17 protein-coding genes and 2 pseudogenes are annotated in these 17,444 nt (G+C 35.2%); 12 read left to right on the top strand and 7 right to left on the bottom strand.

What is annotated here, in order from left to right:
• The first annotated feature begins 12 nt into the window (after positions 1 to 12).
• Genes LDM92_RS07065 through LDM92_RS07050 form a run of 4 tightly spaced genes read left to right on the top strand, consistent with a single transcriptional unit; the run spans position 13 to position 3,595 of the window.
• The gene (locus LDM92_RS07065) at positions 13 to 492 is read left to right on the top strand and encodes a PTS sugar transporter subunit IIA (RefSeq protein ID WP_223902614.1); all 480 of its coding nucleotides are present in this window, start codon (positions 13 to 15) and stop codon (positions 490 to 492) included.
• Positions 492 to 785 (top strand): PTS sugar transporter subunit IIB, encoded by a 294-nt coding sequence (locus LDM92_RS07060; protein ID WP_223902613.1) that lies wholly within the window; start codon positions 492 to 494, stop codon positions 783 to 785. Before LDM92_RS07065 ends, LDM92_RS07060 begins: the two co-directional genes overlap by 1 nt.
• A gap of 10 nt (positions 786 to 795) precedes the next feature.
• On the top strand, positions 796 to 2,157 hold the full coding sequence (locus LDM92_RS07055) for a PTS galactitol transporter subunit IIC (RefSeq protein WP_223902612.1): 1,362 nt from the start codon (positions 796 to 798) through the stop codon (positions 2,155 to 2,157).
• Positions 2,141 to 3,595 (top strand): FGGY-family carbohydrate kinase, encoded by a 1,455-nt coding sequence (locus LDM92_RS07050; protein ID WP_309294914.1) that lies wholly within the window; start codon positions 2,141 to 2,143, stop codon positions 3,593 to 3,595. Before LDM92_RS07055 ends, LDM92_RS07050 begins: the two co-directional genes overlap by 17 nt.
• Positions 3,596 to 3,621: 26 nt before the next feature.
• Here LDM92_RS07050 and LDM92_RS07045 read toward each other — a convergent pair whose 3' ends face one another.
• Entirely contained in the window at positions 3,622 to 4,608 is a 987-nt protein-coding gene (locus LDM92_RS07045; protein ID WP_223902610.1) for a LacI family DNA-binding transcriptional regulator, read from the bottom strand.
• A 184-nt stretch (positions 4,609 to 4,792) separates the two neighbouring features.
• Here LDM92_RS07045 and LDM92_RS07040 point away from each other — a divergent pair, with 184 nt between their 5' ends.
• Entirely contained in the window at positions 4,793 to 5,449 is a 657-nt protein-coding gene (locus tag LDM92_RS07040) for a ribulose-phosphate 3-epimerase (protein ID WP_223902609.1), read from the top strand.
• A 17-nt stretch (positions 5,450 to 5,466) separates the two neighbouring features.
• Positions 5,467 to 5,982, top strand: coding sequence for a ribose 5-phosphate isomerase B (gene rpiB / locus LDM92_RS07035; RefSeq protein WP_052060281.1), 516 nt, complete (start codon positions 5,467 to 5,469; stop codon positions 5,980 to 5,982).
• A gap of 150 nt (positions 5,983 to 6,132) precedes the next feature.
• On the opposite strand, the pseudogene LDM92_RS07030 reads toward rpiB, so the two are convergent.
• A pseudogene (locus tag LDM92_RS07030) lies at positions 6,133 to 6,627 on the bottom strand (PTS system mannose/fructose/sorbose family transporter subunit IID); the annotation flags it as partial.
• A 17-nt stretch (positions 6,628 to 6,644) separates the two neighbouring features.
• Here LDM92_RS07030 and LDM92_RS07025 point away from each other — a divergent pair.
• The 3 genes and pseudogenes from LDM92_RS07025 to LDM92_RS07015 form a co-directional block, all read left to right on the top strand.
• A pseudogene (locus LDM92_RS07025) lies at positions 6,645 to 7,016 on the top strand (DeoR/GlpR family DNA-binding transcription regulator); the annotation flags it as partial.
• Between the two features lie 189 nt (positions 7,017 to 7,205).
• Positions 7,206 to 8,564 carry a DHA2 family efflux MFS transporter permease subunit gene (locus tag LDM92_RS07020; protein ID WP_223902608.1) on the top strand — a complete coding sequence of 453 codons (1,359 nt, stop codon included), beginning with the start codon at positions 7,206 to 7,208 and terminating at the stop codon, positions 8,562 to 8,564.
• A 32-nt stretch (positions 8,565 to 8,596) separates the two neighbouring features.
• Positions 8,597 to 9,097 (top strand): TetR/AcrR family transcriptional regulator, encoded by a 501-nt coding sequence (locus tag LDM92_RS07015; protein WP_223902607.1) that lies wholly within the window; start codon positions 8,597 to 8,599, stop codon positions 9,095 to 9,097.
• Positions 9,098 to 9,150: 53 nt separating this feature from the next.
• On the opposite strand, the gene LDM92_RS07010 is transcribed toward LDM92_RS07015, so the two are convergent.
• The 4 genes from LDM92_RS07010 to LDM92_RS06995 form a co-directional block, all read right to left on the bottom strand.
• Positions 9,151 to 9,954, bottom strand: a complete 804-nt coding sequence (locus tag LDM92_RS07010) for an ABC transporter ATP-binding protein (protein WP_223902606.1) — start codon at positions 9,952 to 9,954, stop codon at positions 9,151 to 9,153.
• Positions 9,932 to 10,849 carry an ABC transporter permease gene (locus LDM92_RS07005; RefSeq protein ID WP_223902605.1) on the bottom strand — a complete coding sequence of 306 codons (918 nt, stop codon included), beginning with the start codon at positions 10,847 to 10,849 and terminating at the stop codon, positions 9,932 to 9,934. The genes LDM92_RS07010 and LDM92_RS07005 overlap by 23 nt, the downstream gene beginning before the upstream one ends.
• A 30-nt stretch (positions 10,850 to 10,879) precedes the next feature.
• The gene (locus tag LDM92_RS07000) at positions 10,880 to 11,842 is read right to left on the bottom strand and encodes an ABC transporter substrate-binding protein (RefSeq protein WP_373868655.1); all 963 of its coding nucleotides are present in this window, start codon (positions 11,840 to 11,842) and stop codon (positions 10,880 to 10,882) included.
• A 510-nt stretch (positions 11,843 to 12,352) separates the two neighbouring features.
• A complete protein-coding gene (locus tag LDM92_RS06995) occupies positions 12,353 to 13,276 on the bottom strand; it encodes an ABC transporter substrate binding protein (RefSeq protein ID WP_373868654.1) in 924 nt (307 codons plus the stop codon).
• A 465-nt stretch (positions 13,277 to 13,741) separates the two neighbouring features.
• Between LDM92_RS06995 and LDM92_RS09965 the strand changes: the two genes are divergently transcribed.
• Both LDM92_RS09965 and rpoN read left to right on the top strand, forming a co-directional pair.
• Complete coding sequence (locus LDM92_RS09965; protein ID WP_507762881.1) at positions 13,742 to 13,876, top strand: hypothetical protein; 135 nt, start codon at positions 13,742 to 13,744, stop codon at positions 13,874 to 13,876.
• 98 nt (positions 13,877 to 13,974) lie between these two features.
• Positions 13,975 to 15,246: an RNA polymerase factor sigma-54 gene (gene rpoN / locus LDM92_RS06990; RefSeq protein ID WP_223902602.1), complete on the top strand. Its 1,272-nt coding sequence runs from the start codon at positions 13,975 to 13,977 to the stop codon at positions 15,244 to 15,246.
• A 61-nt stretch (positions 15,247 to 15,307) separates the two neighbouring features.
• On the opposite strand, the gene LDM92_RS06985 is transcribed toward rpoN, so the two are convergent.
• The gene (locus LDM92_RS06985) at positions 15,308 to 16,249 is read right to left on the bottom strand and encodes an aldo/keto reductase (RefSeq protein ID WP_223902601.1); all 942 of its coding nucleotides are present in this window, start codon (positions 16,247 to 16,249) and stop codon (positions 15,308 to 15,310) included.
• A gap of 187 nt (positions 16,250 to 16,436) precedes the next feature.
• Between LDM92_RS06985 and LDM92_RS06980 the strand changes: the two genes are divergently transcribed.
• Complete coding sequence (locus tag LDM92_RS06980; RefSeq protein WP_187154930.1) at positions 16,437 to 17,345, top strand: L-lactate dehydrogenase; 909 nt, start codon at positions 16,437 to 16,439, stop codon at positions 17,343 to 17,345.
• The last annotated feature ends 99 nt before the right edge of the window (positions 17,346 to 17,444 follow it).

Below are 17,444 nucleotides of genomic sequence, written 5' to 3'. Positions count from 1 at the left end.
AGGAATTAAGATATGGCAGTAAATGACAATAAAATTAGGTTTGAAAAAGATCAAATAGTCACTTTTAACGAAAAAACCAATTTTGACAATGTGATTAATACTTTGGCAAAAGTTCTAATAAAAAAAGATCTGGTAAAACCTGAATATCCACAGCAGGTAATATTACGAGAACAAAAATTTCCGACAGGGTTGCCTACTAATCCTTTTGGTGTGTCAATACCTCATACCGATGCAAAATGGACAAAACACAATGCGATTGCAATTGGCATATTGAAGTCTCCGATAGAGCAAGTGGTAATGGGAAGTGATGAAACAAAAATTGGGGTTGAAATTGTTTTTATGCTGGCTCTAGATAAATCGAATAAGCAATTAAATATTTTATCTAAGCTTATGAAAATATTTCAAGCCCCTGAAAGTTTGGTGAAAATCAGAAATAGTTCTAAAGATGAAATATTGAAAATAGTAAATAAAGTTATTTTGGAGGAAAAATAATGTCTAATAAGAAAAAGAATATTCTTTTTGTATGCGCTACAGGTATTGCCACATCTACTGTGGCAACTGAAAAAACATTGGAATACTTGAAAGATAAAGGAGTGGAAGTAACTTATACACAAACTAACGTTGCCTCTTTACCAGAAGTTGCAGATCCTAAAACCGTTGATTTAATAGTGGCTACCACACAAGTACCATTTGACTTGGATATTCCGGTTGTTCATGCATTATCTCTAATTACAGGTATAGGAGCAGATAAAACATTAGCAGAAATTTATGATTACGTAAAATAGGAGGCAAAAAATGGTTAATTTGGCTTCACAAATTAATAATATAGTTCAATACATTTTAAGTATGGGAGCTATTGTAATGCTGCCCATCATCCTATTTATAGTAGGTTTATGCTTTAGAATGAAAGTCTCACAGGCATTCAAAGCTGCTTTGACTGTCGGAGTAGGATTTGTCGGTATTTTTGCAATTTTTGGTATTTTGACCAACAATGTGGGACCGGCAGCGCAAGCCATGGTTAAGCATACAGGGATTAACCTTCCTGCTGCTGATCTTGGTTGGCCAGCTCTTTCTGCAATTACTTGGGGTTTGCCAATTGCTCCGTTTGTAATTCCAATGACTATAATTATCAACATAGTAATGTTGATAATAGGAAAAACAAGGACAGTGGACGTAGATATGTGGAACTACTGGCATTTTGCTCTTGTGGGTACATTAGTTTACTATGTAACCAATAATTTTATTTTAGGATTACTAGCTGCTGCAGTTATTACTATAATAGTTTTTAAAATGGCAGACTGGGCAGCGCCAATGGGTGAAAAATATTTTGGCTTAGAAGGCATTTCTTTGCCTACAGTTTCTTCGATTACCTTTTGGCCGATAGGACTGTTAGGAAATTGGCTAATAGATAAGATCCCTGGTGTTAGGAATATTAAAATTGATCCGAAAACCATTCAAAAGAAGTTTGGCATTTTCGGTGAGCCTATGATGATTGGCTTAATTTTAGGTGTTTTATTAGGATTATTAGCTGGCTATGATGTTAAAGGGCTGTTAAATATCGGTGTTAATTTAGCTGCAGTAATGCTACTCTTGCCAAGAATGACTAGAGTTTTGCTTGAAGGATTAATGCCAATTTCACAAGCAGTACAAACATTCTTAACAAAGAGGTTTCCAAATAGAAAAGATCTTTTTATTGGCCTGGATATAGCTGTAGCTATCGGTAATTCTTCCATAATTTCAACAGCTTTACTGTTAACGCCCCTTGCCATTCTTTTGGCATTTATCATGCCTGGCAATCGCACTTTGCCTCTAGCTGATCTGGCTAACTTAGCAGTTTTTGCATCTATGATTGTTTTAGCCTGCAAGGGTAATATTTTCAGGGCTGTAATTATTGCTATCCCGTGTTTAATAGGTGATCTTTATATTGCAAGTGCTATGGCTCCAGTCATAACAAAGATGGCTAGAACTGTAGCATATAAAGGTGCTGCCCACGCTACAGTTACAAGCTTTTTAGATGGTGGTAATCCGCTTAGATTTTGGATAGTGAAAATTTTTGAACTTAATCCTTTTGCTATAGGTGGAATTGTGGTAATTGGCCTTTTAGTTTGGTGGATATATCGCACTACGAAGAAAGAAGTAGTTGATATTGATCAATAATTGCCTAACCATTGATGTTGGTACAACCAATACTAAAGTTACTTTGTGGCATGACCGAATTCCTGAGTTAAAAGCATTTCCTACACCGAAGAAAGTAATGGGAAATTTCACTAACTTTGATTTAAAAAAGTTGTGGGCAGAAATTGTTGCAAAAATAAAAACTTTTAATTTGTCTCAGCTAAATAAAGTGGAGAAGATTGCAATAGCAAGTGTTGGAGAGTCCGGCATATTAATAAATGAAAAAAAAGAAGAAGTTAGTCAATGTATTGCTTGGTATGATGAGCGTGCACAATTAATTGTTGACCAGATTCCTCAGGCCGAAAGGGATGAAATTTATCAAATTACGGGATTACCTTTAAATGCACATTATTCTGCTTGTAAAATCGCATGGTTACTTAGATATGATGAAACCGTTAAAGAGCCAAAAGATAAATTTATGTGGTTGTGTATTCCTGATTATTTAGTTTTTAAATTAACTGGGAATTTGGCTACTGAAAATACAATTGCCAGTCGGACGCTTTGCTTTGATATTAAAAAGAGAAAGTGGTCTGAAAGAATAAAAGATATTTTTAAAATAAAAAATGTCACTTTTCCTCAAGTCTTTCAGTCAGGTACTAATCTGGGGAAAGTTTGCGGAAAAATTGCAAACTTATTCAATGAAAATTGCCAGGTAGTAATTGGCGGTCATGACCATATGTGTGGAGCAACAGGAATTAATTTGCAAAATTCAGAGCTGTTTGACTCAACAGGAACTACTGAGGCTATTATGACTCTCGTCAATCAGCCAGATGTTGCAAAAGAGGCACAGAAAAATGGCCTGGCAAACGGAATTTATACAAATAGCCAACTTTATACCAGGTTTACTGCCATGCCTTCGGCTGGTTCAACTATTGCTTGGTTTATGAATGCTTTCAAAATTAGTGAAGAAAAGTTTTCTTTAACAATGAATCAAGTTTTAGATGAATATAACGATCATTCGCTTTTTGATTCTCAAGTCTTATTCTTTCCCCATTTTAACGGTAGTGGAGCACCAAATAAAATGCCAGACAGTAAGGGCATGATATATGGTCTAACAAGACAGACAACATTAAATGAGTTAACCTTTGGTTTATTTCTCGGTTTAACGTTTGAGTTTTATATTGCATATGAGTCGATGTTTAAATCAAAGGACTATACAGCAATAAAAGTAATTGGTCCAGCAGTAAAAGATCCAATTTGGTCACAACTCAAAGCTGACATACTAGAATTAAGGGTAGAGTGTATAGATGCAGAACAAGTGGTATCTGAAGGCGCATATACGATTGCAATGCATGATAATTTACATAATACCGTAATTAAATATTTCCCTACTCAGGAAAAATCAAAAAAACAGTATTTAAATAAAATGCTAAAGTTATATCAAGAGATATATAACAACAAAATAAAGCAACGTCTTTAAACAAAAATAGCTAAGTTTTTACTTAGCTATTTTGTGGTTTCTCTGATTATTAATTTAGTTGGAATTAGAAATTGACTTCCTTTTTCATTTTGCTTATTGATGGCATGCATTATGCTGGTAACTGCTGTTTGAGCAATTTTTCTGGTATTTTGCTGGATGGTTGTTAACTTTGGTGTAATTATGTTAGCTGCAGGTACATCGTCGAAACCTACAACTTGAATTTGTTGTGGAACTTGGTAACCAAGATTTTTAAGATATTTGAGTAATTCCATTGCAATCCCGTCATCGACCGCAAATAAACTGTCAGTTTTGGGATTTTTTTGCAAAAATTTGGCGAATGAAGATTGACTTTGCAACTTCAGTTCGTGGCGTGACTTAACGAATTTAAGAGAATGATTTTTCAAACTTTCCTTAAAACCGTCAATTCTAGATTTAATTGAGCTACTAACCTTTTTGACTACGACCACAGGAGATTCTGCTCCTTTTTGAAACAAATAATTAGTTGCATCCAGGGCACCTTGATAGTGATTAGAAGAAATAAAAACTGTATTATGAAAATTTTCTGGTTCGCGGTCAATACAAATGTAGGGAATTTCTTTTAGAGAACTTTGAAATTTAAAACCGTGTTGATAAGACCCAGAAATCACGATAATGCCATCAACCTTTTTGTTTTCAAGCATACGTAAGTATGCTTTTTCTTTTTGTTCATTTTTATCAGTATTACAAATAATGGTGGAATAGTTTTTGGTAAACAGCAATTCTTCAATTTTTTGAACCAAATCGGCAAAGAATGGATTTTTAATGTCTGGAACAAGGATTCCGATAGTAAATGTAATATTCGTACGCAAACTACGGGCATTGTTATCGATTTTATAGCCAGTTTGCTTAATAACGTCTAAAACCCTTTGCCTGGTTTTTTCAGAAAACCTGCCATTATTATTAATTACCCGTGAAACTGTTGCAGTTGAAACATTACATAATTTTGCAATGTCTTTAATTGAATATTGCTTCATTACCTACTCCTTCATTTATTGCCTAATTATATCATTAAAATAAAAAATGAATATCCTTTTTATAGTTAAACGATTGCTCATATTTATAACTTGTTATTTAGAAAAACGTTTACAAATAAAAAATTAAGTGCAATAATAGCAGTATGTTAATTTGAGTAAACGATTACTCAAAAAGGAGGAGAAAATGTCTTTAATACTAAGCCCGTCAATGATGTGCGCAGATTTTAGTGATTTAAAACAAGAAGTTGAAAAGCTGAATAACGCTGGAGTCGATATGTATCACATGGATGTAATGGATGGTAGATATGTTCCGAATTTTGCATTAGGACCAGAAGATTATCAAACAATCCGTTCCTTGACGAAAAAGCCTATGGATGCTCATTTGATGATTGAAAATCCTCGTTCTTACATTAAATTCTTTAGTGATTTGGGAGCAGACATTATTTATTTTTGTCCAGATGCTGAAAAACAACCTGCGAGGACAATTGATGATATTCACGCTTTGGGTAAAAAAGCTGGAATTGCAGTAAATACTGGTACATCTTTTATGACAGTTCAGGAGCTTTTACCTAATGTAGATTATGTTTTAGTAATGACTGTTCATCCGGGATTTGCAGGACAGCCGTTTCAAGATTTTGTAATGCCAAAGCTAGATCAGTTTATTGCAGCAAAAGAAAAGTATGAGTTTGTCCTAGGAATTGACGGAGCAGTTTCACGAGAAAAAATTAATCAACTGCATAGAAAAGGCGTTGATAATTTTATTCTCGGAACTTCGGCACTATTTAACAAGCCAGTTTCTTATCAGGAAACAATTGCTCAAATCAGAAAGGAAAATCAGTAAAAATGGTTGCAAAGAAAATAAAAATAGCTTTTGGATCAGATCATGTCGGCTTGGAACTGAAACCTACAATTATGGAATATGTTAAAAGCTTGGGCTATGAAGTTTATGATTTTGGGACTAAGAGTAATGAGCGAACTGATTACCCTATTTACGGTCAAAAGGTTGGTAAAGCCGTTGCTAATGGGGATTATGATCTGGGAATCGTAATTTGTGGCACTGGTGTAGGCATTTCATTAGCAGCAAACAAGGTAAAAGGTATTCGTGCCTGCGTATGCAGTGACTGCTATTCAGCTAAGCTCTCGCGAATGCATAACAATACAAATGTATTAGCTTTCGGCTCTCGCGTAGTTGGTCCAGAGTTAGCCAAGATGATCGTCAAAAATTGGTTAGAAGCCAAATATATTGGCGGTCGTCATGAAAGAAGGGTAGAAGAATTAGCAGCAATTGAAAGTGATAATGAACAAAAGTTTGATGAATTGGAGCACTCTAAAGAATTTGATGGCAAAGAACAATTTGAGGACCAATCACTGTAAGGGATAGGTGAGAAAAGCAGGTTATGATTGCTCAAGGGTTGTCATCTTCATGAATACTAAAGATTATCAAGATGTTGAACTGCTACATGCAGGGGAAAATAATTATGGCTTTTTTGAAAGTCTTGCTATTTTTAATTAATTCTTCTAGCCTTAAGCAATGCCTAATGCACTTATCAAAATGCAAAAGACAATTAAGCCCAAGATGACAATTGTAAAGTTGACGTGCTTCTTTGCTATCAACCAGTAGCAACCTAAAGTTCTGGCTGCTTTTGTGAAAATTGTTAATAAACCAGATGAATACATTTCAGTGATATATTCAGAACCTACTGTAAATCCTAGTTTAGTCATTTCCCAGTGACACCATTGAGCAGGGATGTTGTAGATCAACAGGAAGACGAAGGGTGCTAAAACATTGCCTTGCATTCCAAATGTCATTGCGACTCCGGCAGCAATAACTCTTAAAATACCCCAAAATAGCGTGTCACCAATTCCAGACATTGGTCCCATCAAACTGGCTTTGACGGCACTAATTGAAGAAACATCATAATCTTCGTGTTGGGAAGCCTGCTTCTCCATTGATGCAACCAATCCTTGACAAAAGGTTCCCACATATTGAGTGATATTATAAAAAACAGTATGTCTTTTAAGAGCTTGCTGCTTTTAACGACTTAAACATTTCAACTACTAATTTAGAAACGGCAATCTATTTAAATCTACATACACAAAATAAAATTAATGTAATTGGGGGGAGTATGATTGATACATATTCTAGTAGTATGATTACTGCCAGAAATTTACGTGATCATGTTTTTGATATTTCTTTTATGTCATGTAGAGGATTTAGTCTGGAGTACGGTGTTACTGATAAGGTTGAATCCGAGTCTAGCATAAAGCATACTTTAATTGAATGCAGCAAAAAATTAGTTTTATTGATAGATAGTAATAAAATGGGTCTGATTTTTCCTTATAGAGATTGTAAATTAAGTCAGATTTCTGCAGTTGTAACAGATAAAAAGCCTGCTGGTGATTTTTAATCATTAGCAGGCTGTTTTGTTTTTACAATGGACTATCAGATTTTTCTTAAATGGATAATAGAATACCCATTTCAATTTTTAATTGATTTACTATTTATATTTTCCCAACATTTCAATATAAATTGTTGGTTGTTTATCTTTTCTACATCAATATAATTAAAACAACTTAAATTGAAAGAAGAGAAATTCATGACTGGAAAAAAAGCTAATTTAATTTTTGGAACTCTTTTGACTGGAACAATTGTTACATCGTTTCTTCAAACTTCTTTAACAACGGCCTTACCACAAATTATGCATGAGTTATCATTGACCGCACTAACTGCCCAATGGTTAACCAGCGCTTTTAGTTTAGCTATGGCTTTAATGATTCCTATATCAGCATATTTGATTAAAAACTTTACTACTAGGCAAATATTTTTATCGTCAATGCTATTATTTGCTTTCGGCACATTGCTTTGTTGTTGGGGGAATAATTTTCCTATTATACTAATAGGTCGTATATTTCAAGCCTTTGGTAGCGGCATTATTTTACCATTAACTCAAGTAGTAATTATGATTCTTTATCCGGTTAACAAGCAGGGAACAGTCATGGGGATATTGGGATTGGCATCAGGAGCAGCACCTGTGATAGCACCAACTTTAACAGGCTTCCTTATTGAAATATGGGGTTGGCGTAGTGTTTTCTTTATTTCAGCTGTTGCATCACTGTTTATTATAATTTTAGCAATCTTTAGCGTTGAAAATGTTTCACCAGTTGCAAAAAATCATCTAGATTACTTTTCTCTATTATTAAGTACTGGTGGCTTGAGCAGTATGTTGATAGGACTAAGCAATATTACTACTAGATTATTTACAAGCTTAATCTTGATGGTTATTGGAACAGTATTAATAATTATTTTTTGTAAAAGACAGTTACAAGATGATGAACCATTACTAAATCTAAGAATTTTTAAGAATTCAAAATTTCGTTTGGCTGTATTAATCAGTATGCTTCTTTATGCAATAATGATGGGTAGTTCAACTATTTACCCTATTTTAATTCAAACTGTAATGAAAAAATCAGCCCTTATTTCAGCATTTATAATGTTGCCCGGATCATTAGCTATGGCTCTAATTAATCCTTTTACCGGAATGTTTTATGATAGATTTGGAATAACTAAATTGGCAATTTCAGGAAGCTTGTTATTAGTAATTAGTTGTTTGGGAGTAACATTTATCAATTCTCCAAAAGAAATAATTTTGTTAGGAGCTCTTTATCTTCTCCGTTTATTAGGGGTTGGCTGTTTGATGATGCCAATCGTAACTTGGGGAATGCAAAGTTTGCCTAAAAATGAAGCAGCAAATGGTACAGCTCTTCTAACTTGTTTAAGAACATTAAGCGGTGCTATAGGAACTTCTTTATTTATGGAAGCTATGACTAGCGCAACCCACTTTATTGATACCAAGGTGACGGCAAATTATATAGGAATTCAATTCACATTCGGTATGATGACATTTTTGGCTTTAGTTCAATTATTTATTAGCATATATAAATTAAAAAAGCTTTAACAAAAATATTTTTATATGTCATAATCATTTCTATGAATAAAAAAAGAAATCGCACTGTATCACGTAAAAAAATTCAAAATGCCGTAGTTGAACTTTTAAAGAATAGTAACTTAGAAAATTTAAAAGTCACTGAAATTTGTCAAAAGGCACATATTAACAGGTCAACTTTTTATGATAATTACACAGATATTTATGATATGGCAGACAAATTAAGAAAATATTTTGTTGATGAATACGCACTAACGCAAAATAATTCTAAAAAACCATGTTTTTCAAAATTATTGCAACATGTTAAAGACAACCGAGATTTGTATCGTTTATTTTTTAAACTAAATTTACAAGATGGTGTTGCTGAAAAGTTTATAGATAGTCATGAAGAAAAAAATCATTATGATGAAGTATTTTTTCGCAATGGTATAGTGGCTATAATTACAGAGTGGCTAAAAAATAATTGTTCAGAACCAATAGATAACGTTGTTAAAGTAATTGAGGCACATCAAAATTGCTTGCAGAATAGTAGTAATAAATATTAAGATCTATCTAAGAAAAATAAAAAACAATCTGAAATTCAGATTGTTTTTCTGTTTTAAGCCAGTAAAATAGCATCATCTTCAAGCCCCGAACCAACGTGCTTTTGGAATAGCTCCATCAGTTTAGGCACCGTCAAGTTTTGTTTATCTTCACCGGCCAAATCAATTGCCACACGACCTTGATGCAACATAATCAATCGATTACCGTATCGTATAGCATCTTCCATGTTGTGGGTAACCATAAAAGCTGTTAAATGCTGTTCAGATATCAACTTTTCAGTTAATTGCATGACTGTTATTGAAGTTTGTGGATCAAGAGCCGCAGTATGTTCATCCAGTAGAATCAAGTCTGGCCGTTGCAGCGTTGCCATCAAAAGGGTAATAGCTTGTCTTTGACCACCTGAAAGTAAACCAATTTCAGTTTCTAAACGGTTTTCTAAATTCAAATTAAGTTGAGCAAGCTGCTTTTTGAAAAATTTTCTGTCCTGACTTTTAACACCAGGACGAAAGCCCCGGCGCTGTCCGCGCTTCATAGCTAAAGCCAAATTTTCTTCGACAGTTAGTCTGACTGCTGTTCCCATTTTAGGATCTTGAAAAACGCGACTAATATTTTTTGCTCTTTTAGTAATAGGCAGTTTTGTAATATCGGTACCTTTTAGAATAATTTGTCCTTCTTGAATAGGTAACGTTCCGGCAATACTATTGAGCAGGGTAGACTTACCAGCACCATTACTACCAATGATAGTCACGAAATCTCCGGCTTCTAAACTAAGGTCAATTCCGCGTAAAACACGGTTTTCATTAACAGTTCCTTGTTCAAAAGTTTGATGTAAATTTTTAATCTTTAGTACTTCTGGCATTTTGCTTTCCTCCTTTAAGATTGCGTGGTAAATGGAAATTTGGCAAGGTTAAGCACACAACTAAAACTAAAGCTGAAGCTAATTTTGCATCAGACGGTTCGACATTCATTTGGAATACTAAAGCTAAAATCAATCTATAAATAATGGCACCTACTACTAAAGTAAGTAAACGACCACCAATTGACAAATTCCTAATAAGTACTTCTGCAATAATAATTGAAGCTAGCCCGATAACAAGAGTACCCACACCAGAGTTAAGGTCGGCAAAGCCGTTATTTTGTGCTAACAGTCCACCTGACAAGGCAATACAGCCATTAGAAATCATATAACCTAAAATTTTCATTCCTTGAGTTTTAATGCCGTTGGCAGCACTCATCTGCGGATTGTCACCAGTAGCTCTCATAGCTAAACCAATTTCAGTTTTAAAGAAAATGACTAATAACATAATAACTAAAAGTGCAACTATTAGTCCCATTGCAATTACAGCATTGTTACGACTTAAGCCCCAATTTTGCGCAATTGTAAAGACCGTCTTTTTGCCTAGCAATGAAACGTTGGCAGCGTTTTGCATTACTCTGGAAGTAATGGAGTACAATCCAGTCATTGTAATAATTCCTGCTAGTAAGGAAGGAATACGCAATTTGGTGTTCAAAATACCAGTAACTAAGCCAGCAATCAAACCGCCAATAAATGCGGCAATTGTTGCCAATATCGGATTAATGCCTTTAATAATGCACATCGTCGCAACAGCTCCCCCTAAGGGAAAGCTGCCTTCAGCCGTCATGTCGGCTAGATCTAATATTCGAAAAGTTAAATAAACACCGATCGCCATTAGGGACCAAAGTAGTCCTTGTGAAGTAGACGAAAGTAACAACTCCCAAAATGTATTTAACATAACTTTTATTTCACGCTGCCTTTCTTTAATTTACTTAGGTGCTTTAATTGAAGCAGGATCAATTCCAAGTGCCTTTGCCATTTTCTTGTTAACTACCAATTTCAAATCAGTTGCCCTTTCAACTGGCATATCTTTAGGTTTAGCTTTACCGTCTAAAATTTTGGCAGCCATTTTACCGGTTTGTTTACCGAGTGCCTCATAATCTATTCCAATAGAAGCCAAGCCGCCAGTTTTAACCTGGTCAGTTGAACCTGCTACCAGTGGGATCTTCTTTTCCTTAACAACCTTACCAATAATTGAAGAAGCAGAAGCAAATGTGTTGTCTGTGGGTACGTAAATTCCTTGTACTTTACCAGCTAAGGTTTCTGTTACTTGTTGAACGTCGTTAGTGGTATTAGCTGTTTTAACTAAAACTTTAACGCCAGATTTTTTCAGTGCCTTGATGGCTAGATCAGCTTGAATTTTAGAATTGGCTTCGCCCGCATTGTACATAATGCCAATTGTTTTCGCCTTAGGCACAATTGATAAAAGTAATTTGATTTGTTTATCGATTGAAACCATATCAGTAGTTCCTGTGACATTTCTACCAGGTTTTGCATCAGAATTAACTAGTTTGGCAGCTTTCAGATCAGTCACAGCAGTGACCACAATCGGAATATCTTGGGTCGCATTAGCAACACTTTGCGCTGCTGGGGTGGCAATTCCCAAAATTAAATCTGATTTTTCGTTGACTAGTTTTTCACTCATACTTTTCAGATTGTCTTGGCTATTTTGGGCATTTTGGTAATCAATTTTCAAATTTTTCCCTTCAGTGTAGCCTTCTTCTTTTAGACCTTCTTTAAAGCCCTTGTTGGCTTCATCTAAAGAGGGATGTTGTACTACTTGCAGTATACCCACATGTTTGACAGTTGCTGTACTGCCTGATTTTTTGTTATTGCAACCACTTAGTAGTAACAAACCGGTTAAGGCCATTCCCATAACTAATTTCTTGATTCGCATTTTTCTTCCTCCGTAATTCTGCTGACCGTAAAAAAATATCCACTTATTTCTAAGTGGATATACAAGAATTATTAGTAATAATCATTTGTGATTAGCCACTTAGAAGCTATGTGGCTAACCGCAATTAAAGGACTTTAGCCATCATAGATAAATTCAAAACTTGAGTCTGGTTTGAATTCATCTAGATGAACCCAAACCTTATCTAAAATAGCTAAAGTAATAACGGTTATTCAGTTGTGAGACTCGTGTTAAATTATATTTCATAAAACTTTACCTCCAACCTTAATGAAAAGATTATAAAAAATAAAGAAGAAAAAGTCAAGAAATAATAAAATTTGATTGCAGAAATAATAATCTTTATGCTTGTTTAAAGCAGAGTCTCAATAAAAATTCGTTCTAATTATTATTGCTAAATAAAAAGGCCACCCAGTTGAATAAGTAACAAAGTTTCTCGCTTACGTTATTTGTTTCAATGTTTAGCGGCCTTTTTATATCAACTTAAAATTATTTAGGTGCTTTGATTGATTTAGGATCAATTCCCAGTGCTTTTGCCATGCTCTTATTAACAACTAATTTCATATCATGTGCTTTTTCAACCGGCATGTTAGCTGGCTTAGCTTTTCCAGATAAGATTTTTGCAGCCATTTTGCCAGTTTGTTCTCCTAATAGTTCGTAATCAATTCCGATTGAGGCCAAACCACCTGTTCTAACTTGATCAACGGAACTTGCTACCAGGGGAACTTTCTTTTCTTTGACTACTTTTCCAACTACAGAAGCAGCTGAATCGAAAGTATTATCGGTAGGAACGAAAATACCGTCAACTTTAGACGCAAGCGTTTCAGTTACTTGCTGGACATCGTTAGTCGTATTTGCCGTTTTAATTAAAACTTTCACTCCCGCTTTTTTCAGTGCAGCTGTTGCTAAGTCAGCTTGAATTTTGGAATTCGATTCACCAGCGTTGTACATGATACCGATAGTTTTAGCCTTCGGAACAATTGACAGGAGCAGTTTGATCTGGCGTTTAATTGAAACCATGTCTGTTGTTCCTGTAATGTTTCTGCCAGGTTTAGCATCTGAATCAACTAACTTAGCCGCTTTCAAGTCAGTTACAGCAGTAACAACAGTTGGTATTTTTTGGGTCGCATTGGCAACGCTCTGTGCAGCTGGAGTGGCAATGCCCAAAATCAAATCTGATTTTTCATTAACCAGTTTTTCACTCATACTTTTCAGATTGTCTTGATTGTTTTGCGCATTCTGGTAGTCAATTTTAAGATTTTTACCCTCAACAAAACCACTTTCTTTTAGTCCCTTTTTAAAACCTTTGTATGCCTTATCTAAAGAAGGGTGCTGCACTACTTGTAAGACACCAACATGTTTAACATCAGGCGACTTGCTAGCTTTTTTGCTGCTGCACCCTCCCAGTGCCATTAATCCGACAATACTAATTCCTGTGATCAATTTCTTAAAATGCATTTTCTGCCTCCATAAAAAATACCCACTTATTTCTAAGCGGGTACACAAAAATTTTTATTGCCAAAAACGATTGAATGTGGTCAGCCACTTAGAAAGCTATGTGGCTAACCAAACTAAAAGAGTCTTAGCCATCATAGATAAATTCAAACTTGTGTTTAGTTTGAATCCACCTAGATGAACCCAAACTCTTATCTATAGTAGCTAAGATAATAACGATTATTTAGTTGATTTTCTTTTTGACTAAATTGAGTCATTATCCTTACCTCCAACTTCAATAATCAAATTATAAAAAAATAAGAAATTAATGTCAAGACTTAATTTAATTGTTAGTGCTAATTAAGTGGGGTGAGAAAAAGTGTGTTACTAACTTCTAGTAAAGCTGGCCGTATGACAACTATGGATGTTAAATTTTAGATAAATTTGTCCCTAAATATTGGTAAAGGAAAGCCAATTCTGTTTCACGGATATCTTGATCAATTATTTAAAGGTCTAATACCTCTTTTGATAACCGTAGGCTGTTTTTACCTTTTATGCAAAAGGGTAAACATTAATTGAATAATGTTAGGTATATTTGTACTGTCAATCTTTTTAGGACTGATAGGTGTAGTATAATTAAATAGATAGTCATTCTTAAGTAAGAGGAGGAAAAGCCGATGACGCGATTGCAAAAAATGGTATTAAAGCCGAAAGAGCAGTTAGTGACACGGCTTTTTTTGTCACCAAAATTAAAGCAGAACTTAACCGTTCTTTCTTACAGTACTCATGACTTAATAAATGCCATGAAGGAAATGAGTGCCAGCAATCCCTTTGTGACTTTGAAAGAGCCTAAGGGAGAGATGCAGAATTTAGAATGGCTGCGCTCGCCTGAAGGAAAAAATTTAATAGATCATTTATTATTGCAAGTGGATTTAAGTGACTGGCACACTTGGGAAAAAAGTGCAGTCAAGGCTTTGATTTATAATCTTGATGAAGATGGCTACTTAAGAATTGATTTGGCTAAAATTGCGGAACAAACTGAGTTTACTCTGGCAAAATTATTAAGGGCAAAAAGCCTACTTCAAAGTCTTGACCCGTGTGGGATCGGAGCTGCGAATCTGGCTGAATGTTTAGCGCTTCAGGCAAAACAAAAAGACAACTTTAATCCTGTAGCACTTGAAATTTTGCTTAATAATCAGTTGGAAATGCTGGCCGATCCAAAACAATGGTCTAACTCTAGGTTTTCAATATCCGAATTAAATGATGCACTGGCCAGCATACAAACGCTGAACCCTACTCCAGCCAGTGATTATGTGGTCGACAGTAATGTTCAATATTTATTACCCGATTTGATTTATAAGGTAACAGATGGACGTATAACGGTAGAAAACTTTCAAGCACAAATACCAGAGATGGTTTTTGATGAAAAATCATATCGTGAATTAAAAGATCAGTCCAATGAAAGTAAGTATTTTTCGGAGCAAAAGCAGCATTTTCTTGAAATGAAAAATGCGATTGCAGAGCGTCAGAAAACTATCATGAGATTGGGTAAATATGTGGGCCAGTTTCAACATGGTTTTTTAACTACAATGCAAAAGCAGAAGTTAAAGCCACTTGGTTTAAAAGAAACCGCTCAAGCTTTGGGTCTGGCACCAAGTACAATTAGCAGGGCGATTAAAGATAAATACGTCCAGTGCCAGAATAAGGTTTTCAGTTTGAAAATTCTTTTTCCGCGTGAAGTAACTACTGATTTGTCCCAAGCACGCATAGAATACGACCTGCAAAAGATCATAAAAAAAGAAGATGTCCGTGCTCCCTTAAGTGATCAGCAATTAGTAGAAATTTTTGCCAAACATGATGTGACTTTAAGTCGACGAGTAATTGCTAAATACCGTAAAAAACTCAATATACCTAATAGTTATAGCAGAAAATCCAAGTCAATTGATTAATATTGGCAAAAAAAATCCTAACGTAAAATTGCGCTAGGATTTTTGTGTTATCAGTTAATTTTTAAGGTAAGTCATTACCAGCAGCTAAATAAATGTCATACCATTCCTGTGCAGTAAGTGAGATATCTGCTCCCTTGGCACTGTCAATGATATGAGCTGGTGTCATCGTACCGATAATAACTTGTGTATTTGCCGGGTGCCGCAAAATCCAGGCAGCAGCCACAGCATTTTTAGAAACACCTTTTTGATCCGCTACTTTTTGTAAAGCTTCGTTGACTTCTGGAAACTTAGGATTGCCAATGAAATTGCCTTCAATTTGACCGTATTGGAAAGGCGACCATGCCTGAACGGTCATGTTGTGCAAGCGTGAGTAATCCAAAACGCCACGGTCATGATCAATACTCCGCTCATCCGTCATATTAGTGTGAATATTGAAGTCAATTGGACCAGTGTGCATGACACTTAATTGCAGTTGATTAATTAACAGTCTTTGACTAACTCCACTCTGCAGTAAATCGACTTGCATCGGGTTGAAGTTGGAAACTCCAAAGTGCCGCACTTTGCCGTCTCTTTGCAATTCATCAAAGGCAGCGCCAACTTCAGCTGGATCCATTAAAGCATCTGGTCTGTGGAGCAGCAAGCTGTCTAAATAGTCAATTCTCATCCGAGAGAGAATACCATCTACGGCATTAATCAGGTATTTCTTAGAAAAATCATACCTGGTAGTCTTGTAATCTAACTCAGGACTTTCATAAATCCCAGTCTTAGATTGAATGTAAAAATCGTCGCGTTTTAAGGTTGATTTTTGTAATGCTTCTCCGAAAATTTCTTCAGATTTACCATGACCATAAACATCAGCTGAATCAATATAGTTAATACCAGTTTCATGGGCAGTTTCTAATACCTTGACAGCTTCATCAACAGTCAGTTTATTCATGCGCATAATTCCGAGTGCAATGGCTGAACCAGAAAAGTTGGTGTTGCCAATTTTAATTTGTCTCATAATGTACCTCCTTTCTTTAGTATACGCTTTCTTGGAAGAGAATTTTAAAAAATGAGCGAGTTTTAATTTATATTTAGCAATAATAGCAAAAAGCCTAATATTTTTTTAAAAATAATTTTATTTTTATCATTATTTTGTATATAATAGAAATTACATAATTTTGAAAAACAAGTAGGAGGGAAAAATTATGAGTAATAAAATAGGAGTTATCGGTGACGGCCACGTTGGCAGTACGGTAGCGCAACAGTTAATATTAACAGGTTTAGTAGATGACCTCGTTATGATTGATGTTAATGAAGCAAAGGTTAGAGCAGATCAGCTTGATTTTCAAGACGCGATGGCAAATTTGAAGCATCACACTACTATTACGATCAATGATTATTCCGCCCTCAAGGATGCAGACATTGTCATTAGTGCTTTTGGAAATATTGAGTTGGAAGCAGGCGGCGAGCGCTTTGCAGAATTGAATTATAACCGTGAGCGGATTGGAGACATTGCGGAGTCAATCAAGAAGAGCGGCTTCAATGGTATTTTGGTTGCCATTACCAATCCAGTAGACGCAATTACTAATATGTATCAAGAGCTAACTGGTTTACCGCGCAAGCATGTCATTGGTACCGGTACTTTATTAGATACAGCCCGTATGAAGCGTGCTGTTGGTGAACGAATGAATGTAGATCCTCGTTCAGTTGAAGGCTTTAACTTGGGTGAACACGGTAATTCACAATTTACTGCTTGGTCAACTGTTAAAGTTTTGGAAAAACCAATTACTGAAGTAGCTGAAGCAAAACACCTTAAGCTTGAAGACTTAAACGATGAAATTAAGTTTGGTGGTCAAACAGTTTATAAGGGTAAGCAATATACTAACTACGGTATTTCAGCTGCTGTGACTCGCTTGGTAGAAACCATTCAAAGCGATGCTCACACTGAAATGCCAGTTTCAAATTACCAAGAAAAATATGGTACCTACTTATCTTACCCGGCAATTGTTGGTCGTGACGGTATTGTTCAAACCGTTGAATTGACACTGACTGATGAAGAAGAAAAGAAATTAAAGGCGTCTGCAGAAACGATTAAAGAAAAAGCTAATAAGTAGTTCTAGTTTGTTTAGTAAAAATGATGGTCACAAAGATCATCATTTTTTTATTATATAAAAAAAGATAGTGAATTCTATTGTTATAAGGGGTATTCTTAT

The organism is Lactobacillus laiwuensis, from assembly GCF_019972835.1.
In the GTDB taxonomy this organism is placed as follows: Bacteria; Bacillota; Bacilli; order Lactobacillales; family Lactobacillaceae; genus Lactobacillus; species Lactobacillus laiwuensis.
This window is presented reverse-complemented; position numbering and strand designations above follow the sequence as displayed.